This window comes from Blastomonas sp. CCH9-A1 (assembly GCF_001557175.1).
Taxonomy (GTDB): Bacteria; Pseudomonadota; Alphaproteobacteria; order Sphingomonadales; family Sphingomonadaceae; genus Blastomonas; species Blastomonas delafieldii_A.
The window spans coordinates 1-22,523 of sequence record NZ_LSHM01000001.1; the positions used below are offsets into that span (position 1 = coordinate 1).

Here is a 22,523-nt window from a genome sequence, read left to right on the forward strand (position 1 = left end):
ATCATCGACCGCAGCCATGAGGCGCAACAATATCGGGCATCCGGCCTCAATCTAGGGTCCGGACTCATTAGAGCCACCATGTGACGAAGGCTGCGATGGCGATGGTTGCCATGAAGGTTTTGATATTGCGGTCGAAGCGCGTGGCGACGCGGCGCCAGTCCTTGAAGCGGCAGAACATGCGCTCGACGACGTTGCGCTGTCGGTAAATCTGCCGGTCGTGCTTGATCTGCACCTTGCGGTTGGACTTCGACGGGATGACCGGTGTGGTGCCGCGCTCAATCAGCCAGGAACGCAAGGCGTTGCTGTCGTAACCTTTGTCAGCGACCAGATAGTCGGATGGCGGCACGGCATTGATCGCCAGCATCGCGACCTTTGCGTCGTGCGTATTGCCGGGTGTCAGCAGGAGGACGTGCGGGCGGCCCTTCTCGTCGCAGACCGCGTGGAGCTTGGTGTTCCGGCCCCCCTTGGTGATGCCGATACCATGAGCCAAGGCCCCCCTTTTGCGCCACCAGCAGTGCGGTGGACTTTGATGCACGAGCTGTCGATGAACAGCCTGGATGGCACGCCTTCGAGCCCGGCAAGATCGGCAAAGATGCGCTCCCACATGCCGCGCTCGGCCCAGCGTCGGAACCTGTTGTAGAGCGTCTTCTTCGGGCCGTAGACGTGTTCGGGACAATCGCCCCAACGACCGCCGCTCTTCAACGCATGGACAATGCCGGAGAGCACCCGCCGATCATCTACCCGCGGCATCCCGCGCGTATCCTGCGGCAGGAGAGGTTCGATCCGCGCCCATTGCTCATCGGAAAACCAGAAGAAATCCGCCATGCGCCGTGCCTCCTAACTGGAGACACGTGAATCACATCCCGACGCCGCTGTGAATCCCGTTTATAGGTCCGGACCCTAGTCATCGCCGCGATCGTCTACTGGAACACGATCTACATGGATGCTGCCGCCCAGCATCTACGATCAACCTCGGTCGCGGTGCCTGATTATCTGCTCGCCCATACGTCCCCCGTGGGTTGGGAGCATATTGCCTTCTCCGGCGATTTCCTCTGGGATCGCGCAGCCGCTTCCGCTGGCCGCAAGGCCCTCAATCTCCCGCCGGATAGCCGCGTCGCATAAGCGTTCGCTGATTGTTCGCCCTTAGCGTTGTTTAGCGTACCATCCACGCTATGCCCTCATTAGGCACGCTCGAGCCCGGCTCCAGTCCCACAGCACTTGCGCAAGCGGTTGGTCTTTCGACAACGCGTCTGCGAGAAATTGCTGTTCACGATTTCGGCGTGCCGACAACCAAATTGCTGCAGTGGCTTCAGCTACAGCGCGCAATTGACGCACTAGGGCAATTCCGCAATCTAGCGGACGCGGCTGCTGCCGGGGGCTTTTCCGATCAGGCCCATTTTACCCGCCGTCTTGTCGAGTGGTTCGGTGTCACCCCCTCGCTTGGGCTCGCCCAGCTCGAGATCTCGGTCATTCGCTGATACCAGTCAGCGAAACGTTCAAGACCAAGGGTTCATAGATCGAAGAGAAGCACTCAACATTTCCAAGGAGCGCTTTCGTGTTGGCTTTCCGTACTCTCTATGCCCCGCTTTACTTTCTGACTTTTGTCGGGGGTGCAGCGATGCTCGTCTCCGCTGGGATGTCGCCTTTGTGGCTCATCGCGTTGCTGGTCGGAGCTATCGCGACATCGCTGATTGCCGAGCGTATCGCTCCGTTTGAAATCCAGTGGAACCGCAATCAAGGGGATGCGAAGCGCGATTTGGCACATGCTCTTATAAACGAAAGCTCAATTCTGCTGCTCGTTCTCATGTTGCCCTTCTTTGCCAGTGTCGTTCCCTGGCCTTCGGTCTGGCCAACATCATTACCCTTCTGGGCGCAGGTGGTGCTGGCTATATTTTTGTTGGACGCAGGCATCACTTTCGCCCATTTCGCCAGTCACAGATTCCCGTTGCTCTGGCGTTTCCATGCCGTGCACCATTCGGTCCGAAGAATGTACGGGTTTAATGGGCTTCTCAAACACCCAGTCCACCAACTGATCGAGATTGCGGTCGGCACCTTGCCTTGGCTCTTGATGGGCATTCCGCAGGATATCGCAGTCGTCGGGTCTTTCGCGGTCGCGATTCAGCTCCAGCTGCAGCATTCCAACGTCGACATGCGGATTGGTCCCCTCGCTTATCTCTGGGCTGTCGCTCCGGTGCACCGCCATCACCATCTGGCGTCGGCTGAGGAGGGCGATGTAAATTTCGGGCTCTTCTTCACCGTTTGGGACGTCCTTTTGGGAACAGCCAGATTTCGGTCCAGCAACCATATTCGGGCAGGACAGATTGGCATTGCGGGCCGCGCTGACTTTCCGAAAACCTACCTCGCGCAACTTGCCGAGCCGTTCAGGGCTACGCACTCGGAAACCAGCCTGTCGCCGTCGCAATCCGATCGTCGCCACTGATGCCGGACCCTGGCACATACACGCCGCCCGCAGGCCATCATTTCCTGACGCCTTTTTATGATGCCGGGGTCAGATTATCCACACGCGAACGCGTCTGGCGCAGTGCGCTTGTTGAAATCATCTCGCCCAAAAGCGGCGATATTCTTTTGGATATCGGGGCTGGGACTGGCAGCCTTGCGCTTGTGTTGGCACTGAAGAACCCTGCGACAAGCTATTTTGGCATCGATCCGGACCGGCATGCAGTAGCGATTGCCCGCAAGAAGGCGCGCCGTGCGGCGATTAAGGCCGAGTTCGCACAGGGGCTGTTCTCGGCAGACACAGCGGCAGATTGGCCGGCTCCTACGTTAGCGACACTCTGCCTCGTTCTTCATCAGGTGCCGCTCGATGAAAAACTGCGTCTTCTGCTCGAAATCCACTCTATACTCCGAACAGCTGGCCGACTGTACATCGCCGATTACGGCGAACAGCGCTCATGGCTGATGCGCCGGCTTTTCAGAGCAACCATACAGAAGCTGGACGGCATGGCGGACACCCAGCCCAACGCGGATGGCGTGCTCGTGCCCCTGATGATCGAGGCGGGCTTTTCGAACGTGCGGGAGATAAAACAGATCAACACGATCACCGGCTCGATCTCTATTCTGTGCGGCGAAAAAGACATTCCGGGCGGATGACGGTCGGAACCAGAAAAATCGATCCTCTGGGCCACGCAAGAATCAGAGGATCGAATGGCAGAGATCCCCAAAAGGGCATCGCAGGTTTGCGGGCTATACTTTGCTTATGACTTCCTGATGGGCCCGCCAAAGGCAGGATCGCTACTGATCCGGCGCGCGACGGTGCCCGCAGGATGTTGATACCAGCCCGGATCGCTAAAATCGCCAGGCAGTACATCATCCCGAACTTTTACTACCGTGAACATTCCGCCCATTTCCAGATTACCGAATTGCCCTTGACCAGCCATCATCGGTGCGGTGTTCACGGGACCCTGGTGACCCGCATCTGTATGCTCCTGATGCTCTGCCATGCCGTTTCGCATCATCGGAAGGAAGCCAGGCGAAATTTTGCGAATGCGTGCTTCAACACCTGACTGATCCACACCAGTCTGGTTCGGAATACCATGACCCATAGCGTTCATCGTGTGGTGGGCCATGTGGCAGTGTAACGCCCAGTCTCCAGCTACAGCTGTGAATTCTATGTCGCGCATCTGGCCGACGGCCACGATCTCGGTAACTTCGCGGCGCCAGCGCTCCCGCGGCCAGCGACCGCCATCACCGCCAGTCACGTCGAACTGAACGCCGTGCAAATGGATCGGATGGTTCCACATGGACAAATTACCAACGCGAATGCGCACCCGGTCGCCGGTTCGCACAACGAGCGGTTCAATTGCCGGAAACATCTTTGAGTTGAATGTCCATTGGTCGAACTCAACCATTATTGACGGGTCCGGCCGCCAAGTGCCGGGCTTCAAGGCCCAGTTATGAAGCAGAAATGCGAAATCACGATCTATAGGCTCGGCGACGCGCGGATGAATGACAAAAAGACCCATCATGCCGTAAGCCATCTGCGTCATTTCGTCGGCGTGGGGATGGTACATATGGGTGCCATGCTGGCGCAATGTGAACTCATATGCGAAGGTTTCGCCCGGACTGATTTGCGGCTGGGTGAGACCGCCCACACCATCCATTCCCGAGGGCAATAAGAGACCATGCCAATGCACCGAAGTGTGCTCGCCAAGCAGGTTTGTTACCAGAATACGGACCCGGTCACCCTCGACCGCCTCGATCGTCGGGCCGGGTGTCGATCCGTTGTAACCCCAGCATTTAGCCTTTGAGCCGGCCACGAACTCATGATTGACTTCCTCTGCAACGAGATGAAACTCTTTGACGCCGCCGACCATGCGATGCGGAAGGCTCCAACCGTTCAGCGTTCGAACGCGGCCCTGGCTGACGTTTTGGGCAACGGCCGGCATATTGGTTTTATCCGCTGGCAGATCGACTTGAGGCTGCCCTTTCTCACTGTCCATCGGCATTGCAGGTAAAGTTCCATGCGCTGTGTGGTCCTGAGCAGAAGCGCGGCCTGCAAGCACAAGTCCAAGAGCTGCTCCCGCACCCGATGTCAAAATCTGTCGGCGGGTCGTCATTGGTCCGGTTCTCCCTCTATCTGTTTTGGCGGATCAGCGGCGTCGGTCTGAACGCCACCATGCATCTCACGCGACGGTAAAGCCGCATCCGGATCTGCTGTTGCAGAAGGGATGTTGTGGTGTTTCGCCGGAGATGTTTCATCAGAGTTCGGCAGAACCTGCCCCTGTTCGCGGGACGGTTCGGCAGGCAGTGCTGCGGGTGCTGAAGCTCCGCCATGATTGTGATGCCCATTCGGCGCTGATGGACTTGTAGCCGGGTTAAGATAATCCTGCACGGACTGCGTCGGCTCAGAAGCATTTGCCTCGCTCGGCAGCCGGCTACCAATCAACCGCATCAAATCAACGCGTGCGAGCCAGTAATCACGCACGGCTTCCAGAAAAGCTTGGTAGGCATCGAACTGTTGTGCGCGCGCGGCCAGCACCTCGAACGCGCCAATCAGCGCGAAATTCTGCTCGAGCTGGCTCTGGCGCGCGACAGTCTCGCGCTCAGGCACCAGTGCGGTCCGATAGATGTCCACGACCTCGCTCAAGACACGGACCCGCTCGGTTGCCGCAGGAATAGCGTTAGCCGCATTCAACTCGAGCGCAGAAAGCCGCGCGCGCGCTAATTGTAACTGGGCTCGCGACCGCGCCACTGCGGCACCGTTCTGGTTGAAAATCGGCAACTCCAGATCGAGCGTTGGTCCTTTAATGACGCTGCGTTCGACTTCACGCTCACGTTCATAACCTATGGTCGTCGTTCCCAGTAGCCGAAACCAGCGGCTGATCTTGGCAGCACCAACGGCGACCTTCTCACCCTTGCGGGCAGCAAGCAGCTCGAGACTGTTTGCCTGTGCCATCTGCTGCAATGTGGCAGAATCGTCTTCTTGGGCAATCGGCAACGAAAGCACCGCCGTGCTCGTCCATCGACCATTTTCACCCGACAGCCCGAGCAAATTGTTAAGTTCGAGGCGTGCGATCTTCGCAGCGACGCCAGCGCGGGCTGCATCGACCCGCGCCTCACTTGCTGCCGCCTTTTCACGGTTCAGCTCGAGTTCGGTGATATTGCCCGCATCGTAAAAGCGCTGGGCCAGGTCGGATGATGCCTGCAGCGCTTCAGCGACGGCGGCGCGCATGTCTGCGACCTGTTGTGACGCGACAGCGCCATACCAGGCGGACTCGACGTCAAGCGAGACGCCGAGAATGGCGGCAGCAATTTGATAACGCGATCGCTCATAGTCGAGACGTGCAAGCTTCGCCTTGACCGGCAAAGTGAGCAGATCGACGAGCGGCTGCGCGACGCCGAAAACAAGTTGTGAGCCCGGCCCGTTCTCCAGCGACAGCGAGGAAATACCGATGCGTGGATTGCTGATCTGCACGGCTTCCAGGACATCAGCTCGCACCAACCCCAGCTCGCCATAGAGTTGCTGCAGCCGGGGGCTTTTTAGCACGGCGATCTTTACTGCGGTGTCGCGCGTTAAGGGTTGTGCAAGCCACTCTTGTACTGCCGCCTCGTCCTCGGCCGACCCTTTCTGGTTCCAACCGAGGCTTGGCGCGCCGCGCTCGGTGAGCAGACGATCGATTTCAAGTTTGTCGCTAGCCGGATCGAAGGTTGCACAACCCGACAAAGCGAGTGCTGCCAGCGAGCAGAAAGCCATGGCACGAGCTTGGGATCGACTAAGAATAATTCTCGATATGTTTGATGGCACGCTCTTCCCTTCCCGCCTTCATTCTCATGCTGGATATATTTTGGCTCGCTGGAAGACGTTCGACGGACGCACCTAAATAGTTACAGCCAATTTGGGATGTAATGACAGTCAGTCGAATTATTGGGAGCGAGGCATCAACATAACGAGAGAAATTCGATCACAGCGGGAAAAGGTCCGGCAATCGAGGACAGCCATGGTGGTTTATCCCCAACCGAAAGGCCTCCCCAGTAATGGCACGAAACGGCTAGCGGTCGCGCTTGATCAATTCGTTGTGGATGGCAGTTGCTGCAATCGCAGCCTGACCTTCAGCAACGCAAATCTGATCGAGGCCTTCGACAACATCACCGATCGCGTAAAGTCCACGTATCGAAGTTCTTTGGTGCTGGTCGGTTATTAAGGATCTTTGATCGTTCAACTTCGCGCCGAGCTGGACCGCCAGCTTGGTCCGGGCCGTTGATCCAAGAGCAGGATAAAGTGTGCCGAAAGATTGACGCCTGCCACTGACCCACGACACTTCGACCGCCGAGGCGGTAAGATGAAAATTTTCGACAGCCTCCTCGACAACATTGATGCCAGCCTGCGCCAAATCTCGCAAATCGGGGTCTTTAAGTTCAAGCGAGTGTTGTGCCAGCAATGTAATTGGAGCCCCATAGGCGCGCAGAAACAGGGCCTCGGCAGCACCGTGCCGATCAGCCCCTAACACCGCGATTGACAATTGACGTGCTTCATATCCGTCGCAAATCGGGCAATAGCGAATGAGACCGCGAGAAACGCCGCTGGCGTGCATCGCCTCGGGCATATCCGGCTTGTGATTGACAACGCCAGTTGCGAGAATAACTGACCGCGACCAAAATACATCACGACCACTGCAAACCTCAAAATCTTTATTCAACAACCCGATACTTTCAACTTCCGCCTGTTCAATGACACCGCCAAATTCGTGGAGTTGCGTTTGCAGACGGGCGAGCAACTCGGTACCTGACAGACCCCCTGGGAAACCCGGCAGGTTATGCGACCGCGGAATGGATGCTGCGCGTCCCGACCCAGCATCGATTACCAAGCAGCGCCGCAAGAATCGTTGTAGATAGATCGCAGCGGTCAGTCCCGCTGGGCCGCCGCCGATCACGATACAGTCAAACGCTTCGTCCGGATCACCTTCCCGGCGACGGTCTGCCGATTTTATGGACATGAGCATTCACTCCTCGATAGACCGAGCACCGGACGATTGTCGGCCAAGATGCGCTTGGGCCTAGAATTAAAGGTGCCTCTATAAGGTTATACGCTGCTCGTTCGGGCTTCCCTCGCTGCAATGCGGTTAGGCGCACAGAAACATGAGGGTTTTGCCGATGCGGTGCGTATTATTTTAGGGACAAACATTTTGCCAGCAGTGTGATCCAGCATGACCAAGGAGACATAATATGACCTCTAAATGCACGCGAATGGGGGTGGTTTTCGTTATCGGTATAGGTCTTGCCAGCTGCAGCGAGCCCGAACAGAATGCCGACATCTCCAGAGATCAGCTGAATCATTATGCCGGCATTGAAACACATGATCATCCGGTCGATAACGCGCCTTCATCAAACCAAAAACAAGACAAAGAACAGAAGGACAAGGATCGTAGGTAAATTTTCTATCCTCTTCTTGTCAGGAATGCGGAAACGGCACTATCTTCTTGGATATAAGCTCAGTCGGTGTCGCCCGATCTCAAAGCAGGTGGTTTTGATCTGGTCTCTACACGGTTCACGCAGTGATTAACAAAGCCGCCGTAAGCCATTAAAGCTGCGTTTTTCAATTAGACTGCGGCAGTTTGCGCAGTGGGTGTGGCACCCGAGCCCGCGACAGCTGGGAGGTTGATGATGACCTTGAGGCCGGGGCGGTTATCGTGTAGCGACAAAGTACCACCATGCGCGCGCGCAACTGCCGAAACGATCGATAGACCAAGCCCACTTCCAGGAGTCGTCCGGCTAGCGTCCAATCGCGTGAGCCGTGCAACAGCTCTTTTGTAATCGTCCTGATCAATGCCCGGTCCATCGTCCGTCACTGAAAGGATGACCCGACCGTTGCACGTTTCGGTCCAAACGCCGACATTGGCGGCGGCACCTCCATATTTAAGCGCATTGTCGATAAGGTTGACCACAGCTTGCATCAACAAAGGTCTGACACCCTCAACAACCGCTGGTTGCGTATGTCCGACCAGTCGGCATCCTTCGCTTTCAGCCACCGGCTCATAAAGATTGACGGCCTCTTTGGCGACTTCGGCCAGATCGACCCGCTCAAACGCTTCAGCTGTCAAAGCCTCCGTTCGGGCAAGACCCAACAAATCGTTGATAAGCTTAAGCAGTGCATCGAGGTCATGCGACGTTTCCAAAAGAATGCTCGGATCAATCGGTGCCTCCCTGAGCGTCGCGAGTTCTATTCGAGCCTTGATCCTTGTGATAGGTGTCTTCAAATCATGTGCCAGCCCGTCGGTCGCAGCGCGCAAACTTGCGACCATGCGTTCGACCTCGGAAAAGCAGGCGTTAACGGTTTCAGCCAGTCGGTCATATTCGTCGCCCCTCCCGGTTGTCGGCAAACGCTCGTCAAGTCCACCTGCGAGAAATCGTTCGCCGGTATCGCTCACCCGCCCAACAAAACGGAGAGCACGACGGCTAATCAACCATCCCAACCCCAATCCAATGAGCGCAGTAAGGCCGATCGACCAGATCAGGGTCTCGATGAAGCGCTCACGCAGCCGGGCCCTTCCGCTTGCAAGATGTCCAACGAGCAGGCGACCACTGTCATTCAGACGAACAATTCGAGCCTCGATATCGTGTTCAACGGTTTTCCCACCGCTTTGCAGCGGCACGGTTACCCGGTTCCATCCGTCATGACGCATGTCGCGTGGCCAGGAAGATAGGTCACCGGCAATAACCTTGAATCTGGGATCAGCCACCGCATAGACAAAATCTCTTGGTTCACCGCTTTGTGCACGCGCATCGACAAACCGCTTTAGCTCGAACACACCCCCCGCATTATAGCGGTCGGCAAGGCCCGTAATTTCGGCGCCCACCATATGCTGCGCCTCGGTGTCGAGAAGGCTGATGGTTCGCGAATATTGCAAGGTCAGCGATGTCACTGTCGCGACCAAAGCGGCAAGGGTAACCCACAACGCCCCCCTGAATGCGGCCGCATGGGTTTGCCTTCGTCTATCGGGCATCGAGACGGTAGCCCGCTCCGCGCACGGTGTGGAGCAAAGGTCGTTCCCCGGGCTGATCTATTTTGGACCTCAGGCGGCTGATGTGGACATCGATTACATTTGTTCCCGTATCGAAGCCATAATCCCAAACGGCCTCGAGCATCATTGTCCTAGTTACAACCTGGCCGGCGTGGCGCACGAGATAGTCGAGAATCTGAAATTCCTTGGCGAACAGCTCTATATTGCGGTCCCCGCGCCGCGCAGAACGCGCCAGGAGATCAAGCTCGAGATCGGCAACCTGGCGCACAACGGTCGTCGAGGCTACCCCTTCACTGCGGCGGATGATCGCAGACAGCCTTGCGATGAGCTCCTGAAATGAAAAAGGCTTTGGAAGATAGTCGTCGGCGCCACTGTCTAGGCCCCGGATACGGTCGTCGACCTGACCGAGCGCGCTTAAAATGAGCACCGGAACGGTCCGGCCTTCGGCCCTAAGAGCCTGCAGCACCGAAAGCCCATCCAGTTGCGGTAGGCTCCGGTCGAGGATGATGGCATCATAACTGTTAGTCAACGCGGCCGTGAGACCGTCAATTCCCGTCTCGCTATGGTCGCAGGCATGCCCGAGCTCGATGAGACCCTGCCTAACGTAGTCCGCAGTTGCATTATCGTCTTCGATCAGAAGCAGTTTCATATGTGTGCCTTATCTCACTTACCGGCAAAAGATTCGCTAGGAGCGTTGTCTTAGCACAAACGTCCCGACTTATTGCGAGATATAGGCTTCGCCGAAGCACCAAATCATTTTTCCGGCATAACAAAATATTGGACATCACCTGTCCTGCGTATCAGGCACCTGTAACAATCATTACAACGCTATCATCCGCAAGGTTCGAGGCAATATTCCAAAAACGGCACTCGACCGCCTGAATATATGAAAACGTTGTAATGTTCATGAAAGGCCTGCGGACGAAAGGCCACGTCAGGAAGGCTGTGACGATATCCGTAGCTGACCAAAGGCATTCGGGCCTAGCCTAGATAATGCTGAAGGACAGCCTCGCGGCTGTTCCCACCAACATTATCGGCAGGATTACAACCAATGGCCTTCAAGAAACAATTTACTCCGCTGTTTGCCGCAGCGCTTCTGATTTCGGCGGGCTCGGCGGCGGCAAACGAACCTGTTGAAAAAGCCTCTGGACCACTAACCGAGCATTCCTCAACGGAGCATCAAGAAGACGGGCACGCTGACATGCAGATGGAAAGCATGCCCGCAACAACGCAAGCCAGTTCTCATGATGGGGCATCGATGGGCCACATGCACGATGATTCGCCTGAGGGAAAAACCTTCCTGCAACGGCTTTTCAACTGGTTGGGGCGTTTGCACCCCATGGTCATTCATTTCCCGATTGCGATGATAATCGGAGCAATGGGCGTCGAACTTTTTGGCCTGTGGCGACGCGACGCGAGCTATCAGCGCGTTGCGGGCGTCATGTTGGTTGTCGGCGCGATCGGCGCGATTGTCGCTGCGGGGCTAGGTTGGTTTGCAGGCGGCTGGCAATTTGTAGATCGCAATCCTGTCCTGACGGCACATCGTTGGATCGGAACCTCGATCGCCGTCTTTGCAAGCATACTTGTATACATGGCCTTTGCGCGACATCGCCATCCGGGTCGATACCGAGCCGCGTACTGGCTAATCTTGGCCGGCTTGACGATAGCGATATCGATCCAAGGGTGGCTCGGAGGATCGTTCATGCACGGCGGCATGCGTCACCTCGCATTTTGAGCGGCCGGGCATGTCTTCAGTCCCGTCCGATGTGCCATGGTTTGTAGACGTAGGCCGCATGCTGTTAGCGGCGGCACTTGGAGCGTTGATCGGATGGGAGCGTGAACGCAACGGTCGTGAAGCTGGCATCCGAACATATATGGCGGCAGCTCTTGGCGCGTGCGCTTTCGGACTTGTTTCGGGAGCGATCGGTGACCAGGGCCGGATCTCCGCTGGCATTGTTACCGGAATCGGTTTCATTGGAGCCGGCATAATATTGCGAGACACTGGCCGCGTAACGGGATTGACAACGGCGGCGACGCTGTGGGCTTCCGCAGCAGTCGGACTCAGCGCGGCCTATGGAATCTACCATCTTGCCGCAATCACGGCGCTGTTAATTTTAGGTGTTCTTGAGCTTTATCGTCTGCCGGGCTGGAATCGTTTCTCCTATCGCGCACGAAATGAGCATCCCGATGCGAGCGGCAACACTCAGGCAGACGCTCCTCAACCGAAAAAAGCGAAGCCCAAGGCCGCTTCGAACGACTAGAACGTGATTGCCGCTCCTTCGGGATCTGACAAGTAAATCTGCGCCCACGTCAGCATCTCTGCGCGGCGAGGCGGAGGGTGCAACCAATCTCGGTGTTGGCGCGGCCTAAAGTGACAAATTTGCAATTTTCAGCTCAGAATAACCACAAACAATGCCGCTAAAGTGCTTCATGTAACAAGATAGACGATCCGTAAAGGCAATGACAACGCCTAAACCGAAAAGCTATCCGTTTAGGATTTAAGAGCCAGACCAGGAAAGGAGGTTTTACAAATTGAGCAATCGGGCCAGCATCTTATGGCCCGTTAATCTGGCATGACGCGCGTGCGTTGTGCCGACGTTGATGCTGGCAAGGACCCCGGTCGTCCTCCCCTCCCCTGTCGACCGGGGTCAAATATTCGCGATACCGGTTGCCGACGTCAGACCTTAAGTACGATGCCCAAATACACCGTAAGGATCTGACAGTGCCGCAAACACCCACCAAGCGTATAGTTCACGAATGCGTTTGTGCTGTGGCTCACGTGCAAGTTTTGGGGACGGCGAATTGTAAAAGTTCTCGCCGAATATAGCGCCAGAATTACTTTGCGCGAGATGATCTATCGAATATGCTTACATCTCTTATTGCCAGGCTCTCCGCTCCTGCGGTCGCCAGCGAAGCCAGATCACCATGCTTTTGTCCGATATCAGCCGGATTTTTCACCCCGTGATGATCGACTGCATGACAGCCGGTCGCGCACCCGCGCAGCACGAGATTAGCTTAATGGCGGAACGCATTTGGAACGATTTAAACGGGGCCTCTGCTTGTGTCGCATGGTGCGATTTATCAGAGGACTCTTCCGACAGGCGTCGCGCGATCGCGCTCGCCCAAATGGCTTTCGGAATAGATGTAGGTGCTGCCCGCCCCGTCTCGGTCAAATCGACATGATCAAAGGGTTGGGGCAAGGCCATCGCGTTGCCGGAAGATACTATCTCTGGATAGGTACACCAGCTTATGTGAACTGCCAAAGGCTCTCAATTGACGGATCGTGACCTTTTGCATTGGATCGCCATGCGCACTGACACTCTATTGACGTCTTTCGGCGAACCATCGCTCGAGCGCGTGACCATAACATCCAGTCTGTCCGCCCGGGCCCACGACCGAGCAGCCGTTCGGGCGGCCTGCGCGGGCAATGTCGTCGAGTGTATGCACATGGCTTGCCCAACTTTGCGCGGGCAGTTGATATCTGGCTCGGCGCAGCGTTCGGGGTATCCGATATCGGTCCGATTCGGGCTCGCGTCCGCAAACGACAATCTCTGCGTGGGCAGCCGCCGGGCATGCTTCGCTTCCGTATACCGTAATCGAAACGAAGCGTTCGGGACTCCGAGCATCGCCAGCGTATGCATGTGACGCACTGGTCATAAGTATCACAGCGAGAACCGCCTTTGGGCAGCCCACGGTCGCAATTTTGGACATCATGGCTTCTCCTCTCGCCTAGCGTTGGTCGCAGGCGGACGATGAAGATTTGCTCAAGAGCATAACACCATACTGTGATGTTGATGAATTCGGTTTAAATAAATTTACCGGCCTACATGTAATAATACGCCAGCATTAAGCCATGAATTGGCGGCAGTACAAGATTAAAGCATGTTCATTCGCAGCTCAGGCCCATGTGATCTTGGATGATTAGCATTGATGCCAGCCTTGCCATTGAAAGGCTTTTTGCACCTCAAGCAGGAACTGACACCATGTTTACTAGAACTTTGCTGGCCCTGTCGATCGTAGCCACGCCGATAGTCGCTGTCGCGGGATCATCGACATTCCAATCATCTGGCTTGGACGGACTTTCTCAAGCCTCGCCCATGCCGAAGGTTGCTTCAAATGACAGACGTAACGTCAATCGCGCCGAGCGGCGCTGTCAAGCTGTCGGCCCGCGTAACGTTAGAGTTTGCGTGCGCAAGCCTCGCGCAAAAGCAAGGCCGGACAGCGAACTATCAACATCTGACGGCGATACATGAGCTAGTTGCTGTCGGATATCACCGCAAACATGTACCTGAGCCCCAACTAGCGCCCAGCACATCTCGGCGCGCAATGAAATCAATGCGCCTAAAGCGAGTGCCGCGACGCGAAGCGCCGATTTAAACGAGTTCGAGGGCGCATTTCGATTTGCACATATTTCTTTGGCGTCGCAACTTCGTCCACTGACGCGGGCGCCAGAATCAGGAGGCTAATATGTTGGTTCGCTCGATCAGACTTTCTCTCGCGCCGATGTCGCTCGCGATACTCGGTGGATGCACTACCTATAATGCTCCGCGTCCCGCATTCGCCTATTACGCGGTGCCGTGTTCGACGCCTGGCGCCTTTGTGGCTAAGCCGATAGAGGACATAATTCCCACAAAAAGCACGCAAGCATCGCCACCTGCGCCGTCACGTCCGGCAGCTTCCTTGGAGGAAACCAGCAAGGCGTCCTCGCAAACATGTATGATCCCTATATCCATCCGACAAGCACGCTCTTCTGCGCGATATGATGGCAGCGGCTATTTCGACCCCTATCGCTATGGGCCCAGCGCACGTCTTTATGGCTCTCTCGGAATCGGGTTGCATGGCGGTGGTCATGGTTGGCGCCCTTATGCCGGGCACGGTAACGGACATAATGCTGGGCACGGTGGCGGTTCACACGGCGGCCATGGCAACCACTAACGGACGACCGGATTCAGCCGTAAAGCATGGTGTCGTGTCTGTTCGGACACGGCATATCCGTGCCGTTCACAGCCGCGTGGCCCAATCTTGGGCCCACGCGTCATATGCCAGCTCGTCCTGAGACCGATGGTACACCCTCATAATGACGAGGCAACGCACGCGTCGGCGAATGTTTTGCAATCGAAGGCGCAAATAATTCAACAATCTTCAAGGGGTGCCGGTCGCAGCTGCGTATTAAAAAATGAGTTAGTCGTTCCTTGCGCTTGGTTTGCCCGTCGGGTCGCCCCGTCCGCGGGCCGGAGGCGAGAGGATAACCATGGAGCAAAAGCATGGCCTCTCGCCTTCGCAAAACATTAGAGACAGACACGTTCGCCATTGGCGATCATGGCAAATCGATACCGCTCCAGCATCTTCGCCGTTTGGCTAAAGCGGATGAGCTCGGCGAATTGAGTGAGAGCGGCCTGACTTTCGTACCTCGTCAATTGTTGAAAGCTCGCGAGAGCGAGGAGTAACATGCCCGCTTCATCCAACCGAACCGACGTAGTTGCAACCGATCCTGTTTGCGGCATGACGGTTGAGCCCGCCGGCAATACGCCATCAGCAGTTCATCAAGGCGAAGCCTTCTATTTCTGCAGCTCTGGCTGTCATGTAAAATTCGTCGCCGAGCCGGGCCGCTTTGTCTCAGGATCGCGCCGTCCAACCCAAGACGCGGCAGCTGCTGCCGTAACCGACGGTGCGATCTGGACCTGTCCGATGCATCCAGAAATTCAGCGGCCTGTTCCCGGCAGCTGTCCGATTTGCGGCATGGCGCTCGAACCTGTCATGCCAACCGCCAATCAAGGTCCGAGCGGAGAATATCGCGATATGGTCCGCCGCTTCTGGATCGGCCTGGTTTTAGCGTTGCCCGTTCTGGCTATTGAAATGGGCGGCCACCTGACCGGACTGCACGAATGGCTAGGACGCCAAACGGGCAACTGGATACAGATGGCGCTAGCAACGCCAGTTGTGCTTTGGGCAGGCTGGCCCTTTTTCAAACGGGCATGGACTTCACTCAAGACCCGCAGCCTTAACATGTTCACACTAATCGCAATGGGGACAGGCGTTGCCTGGGCCTATAGCATGGTTGCGGTTCTCGCGCCCAAAATCTTTCCGGCTGCCTTCCGGGCAGCAGATGGCTCTGTCGCTGTTTATTTCGAGGCAGCGGCAGTCATTACAGTTCTTGTATTGCTAGGTCAGGTTCTTGAATTACGGGCGCGCGAGACGACTAGCGGCGCCATCCGGGCGCTACTCGACCTGTCGCCTAAGCGCGCGCGTCGGGTACGGGCGGACGGTGAGGATGAAGAGGTCGCGCTTGAGGACATTCAGATAGGCGATACACTCAGGATCCGGCCTGGCGAAAAGGTACCCGTCGACGGGGTTCTTCTTGAAGGCCAGGGAAGCGTCGATGAGTCTATGGTTACCGGGGAGTCGATGCCGGTCACCAAAGCGATGGGAGCTGTATTGATCGGCGGGACCATCAATCAGACTGGAGCGCTCCTCATGCGCGCCGACAAGATCGGACGTGACACGATGCTTGCACGTATCGTCCAGATGGTTGCCGACGCGCAGCGAAGCCGGGCACCGATCCAGCGGCTTGCCGACGCAGTGGCAGCTTGGTTCGTTCCTGCGGTCATCCTCGTCGCGATTGTCTCCTTTGTAACTTGGTCGCTTATCGGTCCCCCTCCTGCCATGGGTTATGGTTTGATCGCAGCGGTCGCCGTTCTCATCATCGCCTGTCCGTGCGCGCTGGGGCTGGCGACGCCCATGTCGATCATGGTCGGGGTCGGCCGCGGCGCACAGGCCGGCATTCTCATCAAGAACGCCGAGGCACTTGAGCGGATGGAAAAGATCGATACGCTCGTCGTCGACAAGACCGGCACGCTGACCGAGGGGAGGCCCGCCGTAGTCGGCATCGAGGTATCCCAGGGTCAAGCGCAAGACGAGGTACTTCGCATTGCCGCCAGCCTCGAACGCATGAGCGAGCATCCACTTGCTCTGGCGGTAGTCAAGGCCGCTGAAGAAAAAGGTCTTATCCTCAGCGAACCTTCAAACGTCGATCAACCCGTCGGCAAGGGAATTACGGGCACGGTGGATGGGCGCGCGGTGGTCGTCGGCAAGGCCGGGTTCTTGACCGAACTCGGCGTCCCTATTGGCACGCTTGCCGCCCGCGCCGATGAACTGCGTGCCAATGGCGCCACCGCCATCTTTCTCGGCATCGATGGCGTAACCGCTGGCGTGATTGCGATTGCCGACCCTGTGAAGGCGTCAACGCCGCAAGCGCTCAAAGACCTTGCGACCGCGGGCATTCGGGTCATCATGCTGACTGGTGACAATCGCATCACTGCCGAGGCTATCGGACGCCGTCTAGGCATCGTCGACATCGAGGCTGACGTAATGCCTGACCAAAAAAGCGCCGTTGTCCAGAGACTACGGGCCGAAGGGCGCGTTGTTGCAATGGCAGGCGACGGTGTGAACGATGCCCCCGCCCTTGCTTCCGCCGATGTCGGGATCGCAATGGGATCAGGCACCGATGTTGCCATCGAGAGCGCGGGCGTGACGCTGCTCAAGGGCGATTTAACGGGCATCGTGCGTGCCCAGCACCTCAGCAGAGCGACCATGCGCAATATCCGCCAGAATCTGTTCTTCGCATTTGCTTACAATGTCGCTGGCATTCCGGTCGCAGCCGGCGTTCTCTATCCGGTTTTCGGTCTTCTGCTGTCCCCCATCATAGCGGCGGCCGCGATGGCGCTGTCGTCAGTCAGCGTCATCGGCAATGCGCTTAGATTGAAAACGGTCGAGGTCTAGTCGATGGGTGCAAAACCTATTGCGCTAGCGCTGACGGCACGCTTGAAATAGCTATTGTCCTTTCTTGGAATTTACATCGCTATGGTAACACTTGTATCATATTACAAAATCATCCTGCCGTGACGTCTTCTTCTGCTTTCATTTCACAGATTGATTGCGCATAGGTCGCGCAGAAGTTTCTATAAACGGTCCCATTTAAGTTCCACGATCATGGAGATTTATACAATGCAACGAAATCTAGTCTCGCGCGGTGCGCTCTTTGCCGTCTGCCTATCAGTCAGTACTGCAGCGATTGCGCAGCAGCCCGATCGCGAAGGCGCTGCGGCAGTCTTGTCATCATACAAATCGGCAGTCGAACAGCTCGATATCACCGGCGTCGAGAAACTGTTTGCGCCCGACGCGGTGGTGATCGAGTCTGGCAAAGTCGAAGGCAATTTCGACGCTTATCGCGACCACCACCTCGGACCCGAACTCAAAGAGTTTAAGTCGTTCACATTCGGTGATTACAAGGCCGACATCAAAATGGAGGGTCCGGTCGCAATCGCAACCGAAACTTATACCTATCGCATTGTCCTGAAATCAGGCGAAACCGTTGACCGGCTTGGTGTTGCAACAAGCGTGTTGAAGTGGAATGGACAGGCTTGGCAAATCGTCACCACGCATAGTTCGTCGCGCAAGCCAAAAACACCCGCAAGCTGATTAGGGCCGCAGGCGTTATGGCTGACCGGTCAGGTCAAATCCGGCAATTAATCGAGCGCTGGCGCGATGATGCCAATGCTACCTATCAAAGCTGGTTCCTGTGGGACGAGCGGATCAAGAATTTCCGGTCTATCCGCCGTGGCATCCAGCAGGTTGTTGCCGAAATTGACGCGGGGACGTTTGGGGTGACCTATCGCGGATCGTCACTGGAGACGGTAGTGCATTCGATCGCCGAGCAACGCCAGATTTTCAAGGGTGCCGATCATGCTTTCCTGTGGAAGCCGAAACTGCGCATTCCGGACATCTACGAGAGTCCTGATAACCAGCGTGCGTTCGGCCGCCTTCTTCATAACTGCGTGTGCTGCGACAGCGCCGACGAAGTGATCACGCACATCAGGGAAATTGACGCGCGGAAAGTCAAAGGGCTTGGGCCTGCTGTCGCTAACCTCCTCTACTTCCTGCATCCGACATTGATGCCGCCATTCAACACCGCGATTGTGAACGGCTATAATGCGCTCACCGGATCGAATGTAAAGCTGGGCAGCTGGGAGCAGTTTCTCGCAATGCGCAGCGGCATCCTCGATCTTAACGACCAGTTTCGCGACCTGCTGTCGAACGATCTTGGCGCAATCGGCGGGCTGTTGTTCGACATCGGGCCGGGACGCTATCCTGTGCCCTCGCTGTCCAACGAGACGTCCGGCGATTGGGCAAGGCGGCTCGACGCCGTTCGCGTCGAAGCGCAGCAACTGACCAAGGCTCAGTTGTCAAGGCACCAGGACGATCGTACCCATAGCGAGATACAGTCATGGCTGCGCGATCTTGGACATGCACTTGGCTATCGCATTTGGATCGCTGCAAATGATCGGGGCCGATTGCACGACGGTGTACCGCTTGGCAAGAACTGCCTTGAGCATCTACCCCCCGAAATAGCGACTGCGCCAGGCGCTGATGCCGTGCGCCTGATCGACGTGTTGTGGATCGAAGCAGACGCACCGCGTGTCGCCGCCGCTTTCGAAGTCGAGCATTCGACATCGATCTATTCGGGCATCGTGCGGATGCTCGATCTGGCGCTGAGCGGCGGTGAAGCCGAAGCCATTGCCGACATGTTCCTGGTAGCACCCGATGGACGGGAGAAAGACGTCCGCGCGCAAATTGCGCGTCCGGCGTTCAGCCGAATTGGCGACCTCAACATTGGCTATCTTCCTTACAGCGAACTTGCTTCCAACCGAGAGCAAATTGCGCGTTTCGGGTCAGGGATGAAGGCAATCCGCGCAATTGCGAAGCCGCTTTCCGGGCAGCATGCATAGTAACAAGCAACGAACCCTACGCGGCATTTCAAGGATCGAACCGATGGCAACGTTATGATAGCAAAGAAAACCGTCCAAAAGTTTGAAGTTTCTTGTCCGGTCTTATGGTCGTATCTTGCCCGTCTCGACCAGATTGGCGTTTGGAATCCGCAAATCGGCTTGAGGGGCGATGCGGCATTCAACGCTGAAATCCGGGTAGTGTTTAAAAAGCTACTAAGCTCGCGGCCCTACGCCGAAGGTCCGGGCAGAATCGTCCTCTTCGACCCGCCGCGTGCGATCGCGTGGCGCATAACGATCCCTTTCTTCTTGCAGATCGACGAAACCTTCCATCTGGTCGCTAACCCACATGGCGTTGTTGTTGAACACAGCATCAGCAGTTCGGGTCTGATGGCGCGGTTGGCAAAGCCTTGGCTCTCCAGACATTTCGACGACTATCTTAAAGCAGGCGACGCAGGATTGGCAGAGCATGTCACAAGGGGGCATCCGCGTTCTGATGGTTCCCGACGCCGAGGGGCGCCAAAACGCCCATCCGGGGCGAGGCAGTAATCGAGGTGAAACTGAAACTAATCCTGATCGCGGCATCACTGCTAATGTCGTTTCCGCATGTGCTTGCCCGTTTGGACGGGTTAGGCCTTTCGACTGCGCTGGCGGGCTATCTCGTTCTTTACAGTACCCTTTGTGTTGCACTGTTGGCCGCCGCACGGGTTGCATGGTCACCCTTGCGCTGGATGTTGGCGCTGGTTTTTGCATCGGGCAGCCTCTTTGCCGCCAGCGTTGCCAGCGCGATGGGACAGGAATTGACCTATGATGCGTTCACCAACCTTTGGGACGCTCGCGGTTTTGTGAGCGATGCCGCGGGCCAGTTTGGGAGCGATTTGCTTTGGGGCGGGCTTCAGGGCGGGTTACTGTTTCTGGGCGTCGGTCTTTCCCCAAGGCCGAAAATACCGCGCGACAGTTTGCTGGCAGACCTCATTCCCGCGGTCGCGCTCGTTGCAATGTCAGCGATGTTCTATGTGCGCGGCGGAGATGGCGGACGGGGCTTGCCCGGCGCGTTCGTGGCCCCCGCTTATGCATTGGTGCTTGCGTTCGACAGCGTCCGCAACGACCCCGGAGCACGGCAACCCGTCAAGCTTGCCCATGTAAAGCCACGAACCTCAGGCGATATCGTTCTGATCGTCGATGAAAGCATCGCTGCGCAATATCTGGACATCAACAACGCAGGCGGCGTCTATTCCGGACTGGCTGCAAAACAGCCTAATTTTGCCATTCACAATTTTGGCATTGCTTCGTCGATCACCCATTGCAGCACCGGGTCGAACCTCACGCTTCGCTTTGGCGGCACACGAGCGGACTACCAACGGATAAATGCCACCGGACCATCGGTATGGAGCTACGCCAAAGCTGCGGGGTTGCCCACGGTCTATATTGATGCGCAACGAACCGGCGGTGTCTACCAGAACGGAATGGACGATGCCGAACGTGCTGCCATCGACCAATGGGTCCAGTTTGACAAAGTCCCTGTTATGAATCGCGATCAGGCGGTGGCGGACAGGCTTGCGGAACTGCTGAACGACGGAAAACCGCAATTCATCCTGGTGAACAAGATGGGGGCGCATTTTCCGGTTCAGGCAAAATATCCTGTAAACCGGACTCGGTTCAAACCTGTGGAACCGCGCCAACAGTTTTTCGGCATCGTCGAACCCAATGTGCGCGATACGAGCGATGTGAGCCGTGAGGAATGGCGACTGTATCGCAATGCCTATCGCAATGTAGTCGCATGGAATGTCGGCGCGTTTTTCGACCGGCTTTTTGCGGCGACCAAGGCGGCTGGGGCAACCATCATCTACACCGCAGACCATGGTCAAAATTTGCATGAAAGTGGTGAGCCGGGCAACGCAACACACTGCACTCCCGAACCGGCAATCGAGGAAGGGGTAGTGCCGATGGTCGTGATCGAAGGTTCGCAAGACGGCGACATCGACTGGCAAAGTGCGGCCTTGCGGAACCATAACGGCACGAGCCATTATCGTATTTTTCCGACATTACTCGGCCTGATGGGGTATGAACCGCAGGCCGTCCGCAAGGCCTATGGCGACCGCATCGATGCTCCGACACGCGACAAGCTGGAGTTCAACACGTTGTTTAATGCTCGCTTGGGGCGCGAACCTGTGTGGAAGAAGGTCGATCCCGCGCAGATCAAGGCGTTGCGGCCGGATGACTATGAGCGCTCTGGCCCTGTAACCATTCGACGCAATCAATCGAATTGACGAACATGCAATTTAATTCGATAGTGCTGAAATGAAACATTGGATTTCCATGATGCTTCTGATCGGAGCACTTCTGGGCTTGTTTGCTCAGGAAGCCGCATCTGCCTCGGTTCCTGTTTTACAATCGGTCCAGCAAGCGAGTGCCGATGCGGCGATGGATGCTGCCTGCATGGAAGCAATGGGACAGAGTGACGAAAGCTCCGATGTTCCCTGTAAAGGCCTCACCTTGGACTGCATCGCAAAGATGGGATGTGCTCTACCGCTCGCACAAGCACCGAGAGGCCATCGAATTGCGAAATCGCCTCTCCCGAACGCGATGGTGTTTGTGCTGGATGTCAAACCATTGACCGGCCGCGATAGCGGGCCTGAACCTGATCCCCCCTCAATCCTTGGCTGAACCAACTCGCGTCTGGCGGCTGTGATGCCGTCGCGCGCACAAAATTGATTCAACCAAGGACATTTAGCATGAAAATTCTGCTGACATTTGCTGCAACACTTGTGGCATTCACCTCCGTATCGGCGCAAGCTGCCAATGATCGCGGCCCGGGCCATTGGGAATGGCAAAATCGTTCGCAACCTGGCCCCAACAAGTCGAACCTGCCATCGCGCGTTCGCGTTTGGGTTAAGGACGACCAAGCCAAGATGGCCAATTGCGATTGCGACATGATGAAGGTCGCTGCCGCCGATTGCATGATGATGCCCGGCAAGGGTTCTTCTCCCTCCAAAGGCTGACGAATCACGTCCCGGCCTGCGCTTAGCGCGTGGACCGGGGCGGTCCTGTTCGGCTCTCACGGTAAAAGGGGGATATTTCATGCGCAATTTTATTGGCGCGACGTTGCTGTTGTTGCCCGCAACGCTTCACGCCGAGCCGCTGACGTTCGACGCTGCGCTTCAGCGCGCGCAAAGCGAGGCTCCGAGTCTGAAGAGCCGCGAGGCAAGGCGTCACCTCAAGGTTTGTTCGCCAGACAACGATTTCTCGGACATAAGCGGAA

General features: G+C 56.7%; 19 protein-coding genes and 2 pseudogenes. 15 read left to right on the forward strand and 6 right to left on the reverse strand.

What is annotated here, in order from left to right; translation table 11 throughout:
- Positions 1-67 precede the first annotated feature (67 nt).
- Positions 68-825 (reverse strand): IS5 family transposase gene (locus AX725_RS20165; RefSeq protein ID WP_502685936.1). Its coding sequence is split into 2 segments (ribosomal slippage): positions 68-489 and positions 489-825, totalling 759 coding nucleotides; the frame shifts between segments, so codons are not numbered across the junction.
- A gap of 75 nt (positions 826-900) precedes the next feature.
- Between AX725_RS20165 and AX725_RS20170 the strand changes: the two are divergent.
- The 4 genes and pseudogenes from AX725_RS20170 to AX725_RS00020 all read left to right on the forward strand — a co-directional run.
- Positions 901-1,122 (forward strand): annotated as a pseudogene (locus tag AX725_RS20170) (Tn3 family transposase); the annotation flags it as partial.
- 50 nt (positions 1,123-1,172) lie between these two features.
- On the forward strand, positions 1,173-1,478 hold the full coding sequence (locus AX725_RS20175) for a helix-turn-helix domain-containing protein (RefSeq protein ID WP_082737509.1): 306 nt from the start codon (positions 1,173-1,175) through the stop codon (positions 1,476-1,478).
- Between the two features lie 77 nt (positions 1,479-1,555).
- Positions 1,556-2,440: a sterol desaturase family protein gene (locus AX725_RS00015; protein WP_066114709.1), complete on the forward strand. Its 885-nt coding sequence runs from the start codon at positions 1,556-1,558 to the stop codon at positions 2,438-2,440.
- On the forward strand, positions 2,440-3,111 hold the full coding sequence (locus AX725_RS00020) for a class I SAM-dependent methyltransferase (protein ID WP_066044418.1): 672 nt from the start codon (positions 2,440-2,442) through the stop codon (positions 3,109-3,111). The genes AX725_RS00015 and AX725_RS00020 overlap by 1 nt, the downstream gene beginning before the upstream one ends.
- A 104-nt stretch (positions 3,112-3,215) precedes the next feature.
- Here AX725_RS00020 and AX725_RS00025 read toward each other — a convergent pair whose 3' ends face one another.
- The 3 genes from AX725_RS00025 to AX725_RS20180 form a co-directional block, all read right to left on the reverse strand.
- Positions 3,216-4,577, reverse strand: a complete 1,362-nt coding sequence (locus tag AX725_RS00025) for a multicopper oxidase family protein (RefSeq protein ID WP_082734415.1) — start codon at positions 4,575-4,577, stop codon at positions 3,216-3,218.
- Positions 4,574-6,214: a TolC family protein gene (locus AX725_RS00030; protein ID WP_066114712.1), complete on the reverse strand. Its 1,641-nt coding sequence runs from the start codon at positions 6,212-6,214 to the stop codon at positions 4,574-4,576. Before AX725_RS00030 ends, AX725_RS00025 begins: the two co-directional genes overlap by 4 nt.
- 295 nt (positions 6,215-6,509) lie before the next feature.
- Positions 6,510-7,454 carry an NAD(P)/FAD-dependent oxidoreductase gene (locus tag AX725_RS20180; RefSeq protein WP_231726917.1) on the reverse strand — a complete coding sequence of 315 codons (945 nt, stop codon included), beginning with the start codon at positions 7,452-7,454 and terminating at the stop codon, positions 6,510-6,512.
- A gap of 229 nt (positions 7,455-7,683) precedes the next feature.
- Between AX725_RS20180 and AX725_RS20745 the strand changes: the two genes are divergently transcribed.
- A complete protein-coding gene (locus AX725_RS20745; RefSeq protein WP_156439066.1) occupies positions 7,684-7,890 on the forward strand; it encodes a hypothetical protein in 207 nt (68 codons plus the stop codon).
- A 167-nt stretch (positions 7,891-8,057) separates the two neighbouring features.
- Here the strand turns inward: AX725_RS20745 and AX725_RS00035 are convergent, their stop codons facing one another.
- Together AX725_RS00035 and AX725_RS00040 are read right to left on the reverse strand one after the other, a co-directional pair.
- On the reverse strand, positions 8,058-9,380 hold the full coding sequence (locus AX725_RS00035; protein WP_167348226.1) for a sensor histidine kinase: 1,323 nt from the start codon (positions 9,378-9,380) through the stop codon (positions 8,058-8,060).
- Positions 9,381-9,450: 70 nt separating this feature from the next.
- The gene (locus tag AX725_RS00040) at positions 9,451-10,128 is read right to left on the reverse strand and encodes a winged helix-turn-helix domain-containing protein (protein WP_060979477.1); all 678 of its coding nucleotides are present in this window, start codon (positions 10,126-10,128) and stop codon (positions 9,451-9,453) included.
- 402 nt (positions 10,129-10,530) lie between these two features.
- On the opposite strand from AX725_RS00040, the gene AX725_RS00045 reads away from it, so the two are divergent.
- The 10 genes and pseudogenes from AX725_RS00045 to AX725_RS21385 form a co-directional block, all read left to right on the forward strand.
- Entirely contained in the window at positions 10,531-11,214 is a 684-nt protein-coding gene (locus tag AX725_RS00045) for a DUF2231 domain-containing protein (protein ID WP_208598030.1), read from the forward strand.
- A gap of 58 nt (positions 11,215-11,272) precedes the next feature.
- Entirely contained in the window at positions 11,273-11,740 is a 468-nt protein-coding gene (locus tag AX725_RS20185) for an MgtC/SapB family protein (RefSeq protein ID WP_197422398.1), read from the forward strand.
- Positions 11,741-14,927: 3,187 nt separating this feature from the next.
- Positions 14,928-17,258 carry a heavy metal translocating P-type ATPase gene (locus AX725_RS00050; protein ID WP_060979476.1) on the forward strand — a complete coding sequence of 777 codons (2,331 nt, stop codon included), beginning with the start codon at positions 14,928-14,930 and terminating at the stop codon, positions 17,256-17,258.
- Positions 17,259-17,468: 210 nt separating this feature from the next.
- Positions 17,469-17,957: a YybH family protein gene (locus AX725_RS00055; RefSeq protein WP_208598029.1), complete on the forward strand. Its 489-nt coding sequence runs from the start codon at positions 17,469-17,471 to the stop codon at positions 17,955-17,957.
- 17 nt (positions 17,958-17,974) lie between these two features.
- Positions 17,975-19,264, forward strand: a complete 1,290-nt coding sequence (locus AX725_RS00060; protein WP_060979475.1) for a type II restriction enzyme NmeDI-related protein — start codon at positions 17,975-17,977, stop codon at positions 19,262-19,264.
- 54 nt (positions 19,265-19,318) lie between these two features.
- On the forward strand, positions 19,319-19,810 hold the full coding sequence (locus AX725_RS20755) for an SRPBCC family protein (RefSeq protein WP_156439009.1): 492 nt from the start codon (positions 19,319-19,321) through the stop codon (positions 19,808-19,810).
- Positions 19,811-19,815: 5 nt separating this feature from the next.
- On the forward strand, positions 19,816-21,531 hold the full coding sequence (locus AX725_RS00065; protein WP_156439010.1) for a sulfatase-like hydrolase/transferase: 1,716 nt from the start codon (positions 19,816-19,818) through the stop codon (positions 21,529-21,531).
- A gap of 31 nt (positions 21,532-21,562) precedes the next feature.
- The gene (locus AX725_RS20200; RefSeq protein ID WP_082730701.1) at positions 21,563-21,928 is read left to right on the forward strand and encodes a hypothetical protein; all 366 of its coding nucleotides are present in this window, start codon (positions 21,563-21,565) and stop codon (positions 21,926-21,928) included.
- A 68-nt stretch (positions 21,929-21,996) separates the two neighbouring features.
- The gene (locus AX725_RS00070) at positions 21,997-22,263 is read left to right on the forward strand and encodes a hypothetical protein (protein ID WP_060979473.1); all 267 of its coding nucleotides are present in this window, start codon (positions 21,997-21,999) and stop codon (positions 22,261-22,263) included.
- A gap of 79 nt (positions 22,264-22,342) precedes the next feature.
- Positions 22,343-22,523 (forward strand): annotated as a pseudogene (locus tag AX725_RS21385) (hypothetical protein); the annotation flags it as partial.

What these genes read in the sequence shown, in the direction of transcription:
- AX725_RS20175 (WP_082737509.1), top strand. Translation starts at nt 1,173, where the DNA reads ATGCCCTCATTAGGCACGCTCGAGCCCGGCTCCAGTCCCACAGCACTT.
- AX725_RS00060 (WP_060979475.1), top strand. Translation starts at nt 17,975, where the DNA reads ATGGCTGACCGGTCAGGTCAAATCCGGCAATTAATCGAGCGCTGGCGC.
- AX725_RS00025 (WP_082734415.1), bottom strand. Translation starts at nt 4,577, where the DNA reads ATGACGACCCGCCGACAGATTTTGACATCGGGTGCGGGAGCAGCTCTT.
- AX725_RS00070 (WP_060979473.1), top strand. Translation starts at nt 21,997, where the DNA reads ATGAAAATTCTGCTGACATTTGCTGCAACACTTGTGGCATTCACCTCC.
- AX725_RS00045 (WP_208598030.1), top strand. Translation starts at nt 10,531, where the DNA reads ATGGCCTTCAAGAAACAATTTACTCCGCTGTTTGCCGCAGCGCTTCTG.
- AX725_RS00055 (WP_208598029.1), top strand. Translation starts at nt 17,469, where the DNA reads ATGGAGATTTATACAATGCAACGAAATCTAGTCTCGCGCGGTGCGCTC.
- AX725_RS00040 (WP_060979477.1), bottom strand. Translation starts at nt 10,128, where the DNA reads ATGAAACTGCTTCTGATCGAAGACGATAATGCAACTGCGGACTACGTT.
- AX725_RS00020 (WP_066044418.1), top strand. Translation starts at nt 2,440, where the DNA reads ATGCCGGACCCTGGCACATACACGCCGCCCGCAGGCCATCATTTCCTG.
- AX725_RS00030 (WP_066114712.1), bottom strand. Translation starts at nt 6,214, where the DNA reads ATGGCTTTCTGCTCGCTGGCAGCACTCGCTTTGTCGGGTTGTGCAACC.
- AX725_RS20200 (WP_082730701.1), top strand. Translation starts at nt 21,563, where the DNA reads ATGAAACATTGGATTTCCATGATGCTTCTGATCGGAGCACTTCTGGGC.
- AX725_RS20185 (WP_197422398.1), top strand. Translation starts at nt 11,273, where the DNA reads ATGCTGTTAGCGGCGGCACTTGGAGCGTTGATCGGATGGGAGCGTGAA.
- AX725_RS20745 (WP_156439066.1), top strand. Translation starts at nt 7,684, where the DNA reads ATGACCTCTAAATGCACGCGAATGGGGGTGGTTTTCGTTATCGGTATA.
- AX725_RS00050 (WP_060979476.1), top strand. Translation starts at nt 14,928, where the DNA reads ATGCCCGCTTCATCCAACCGAACCGACGTAGTTGCAACCGATCCTGTT.
- AX725_RS20180 (WP_231726917.1), bottom strand. Translation starts at nt 7,454, where the DNA reads ATGTCCATAAAATCGGCAGACCGTCGCCGGGAAGGTGATCCGGACGAA.
- AX725_RS20755 (WP_156439009.1), top strand. Translation starts at nt 19,319, where the DNA reads ATGATAGCAAAGAAAACCGTCCAAAAGTTTGAAGTTTCTTGTCCGGTC.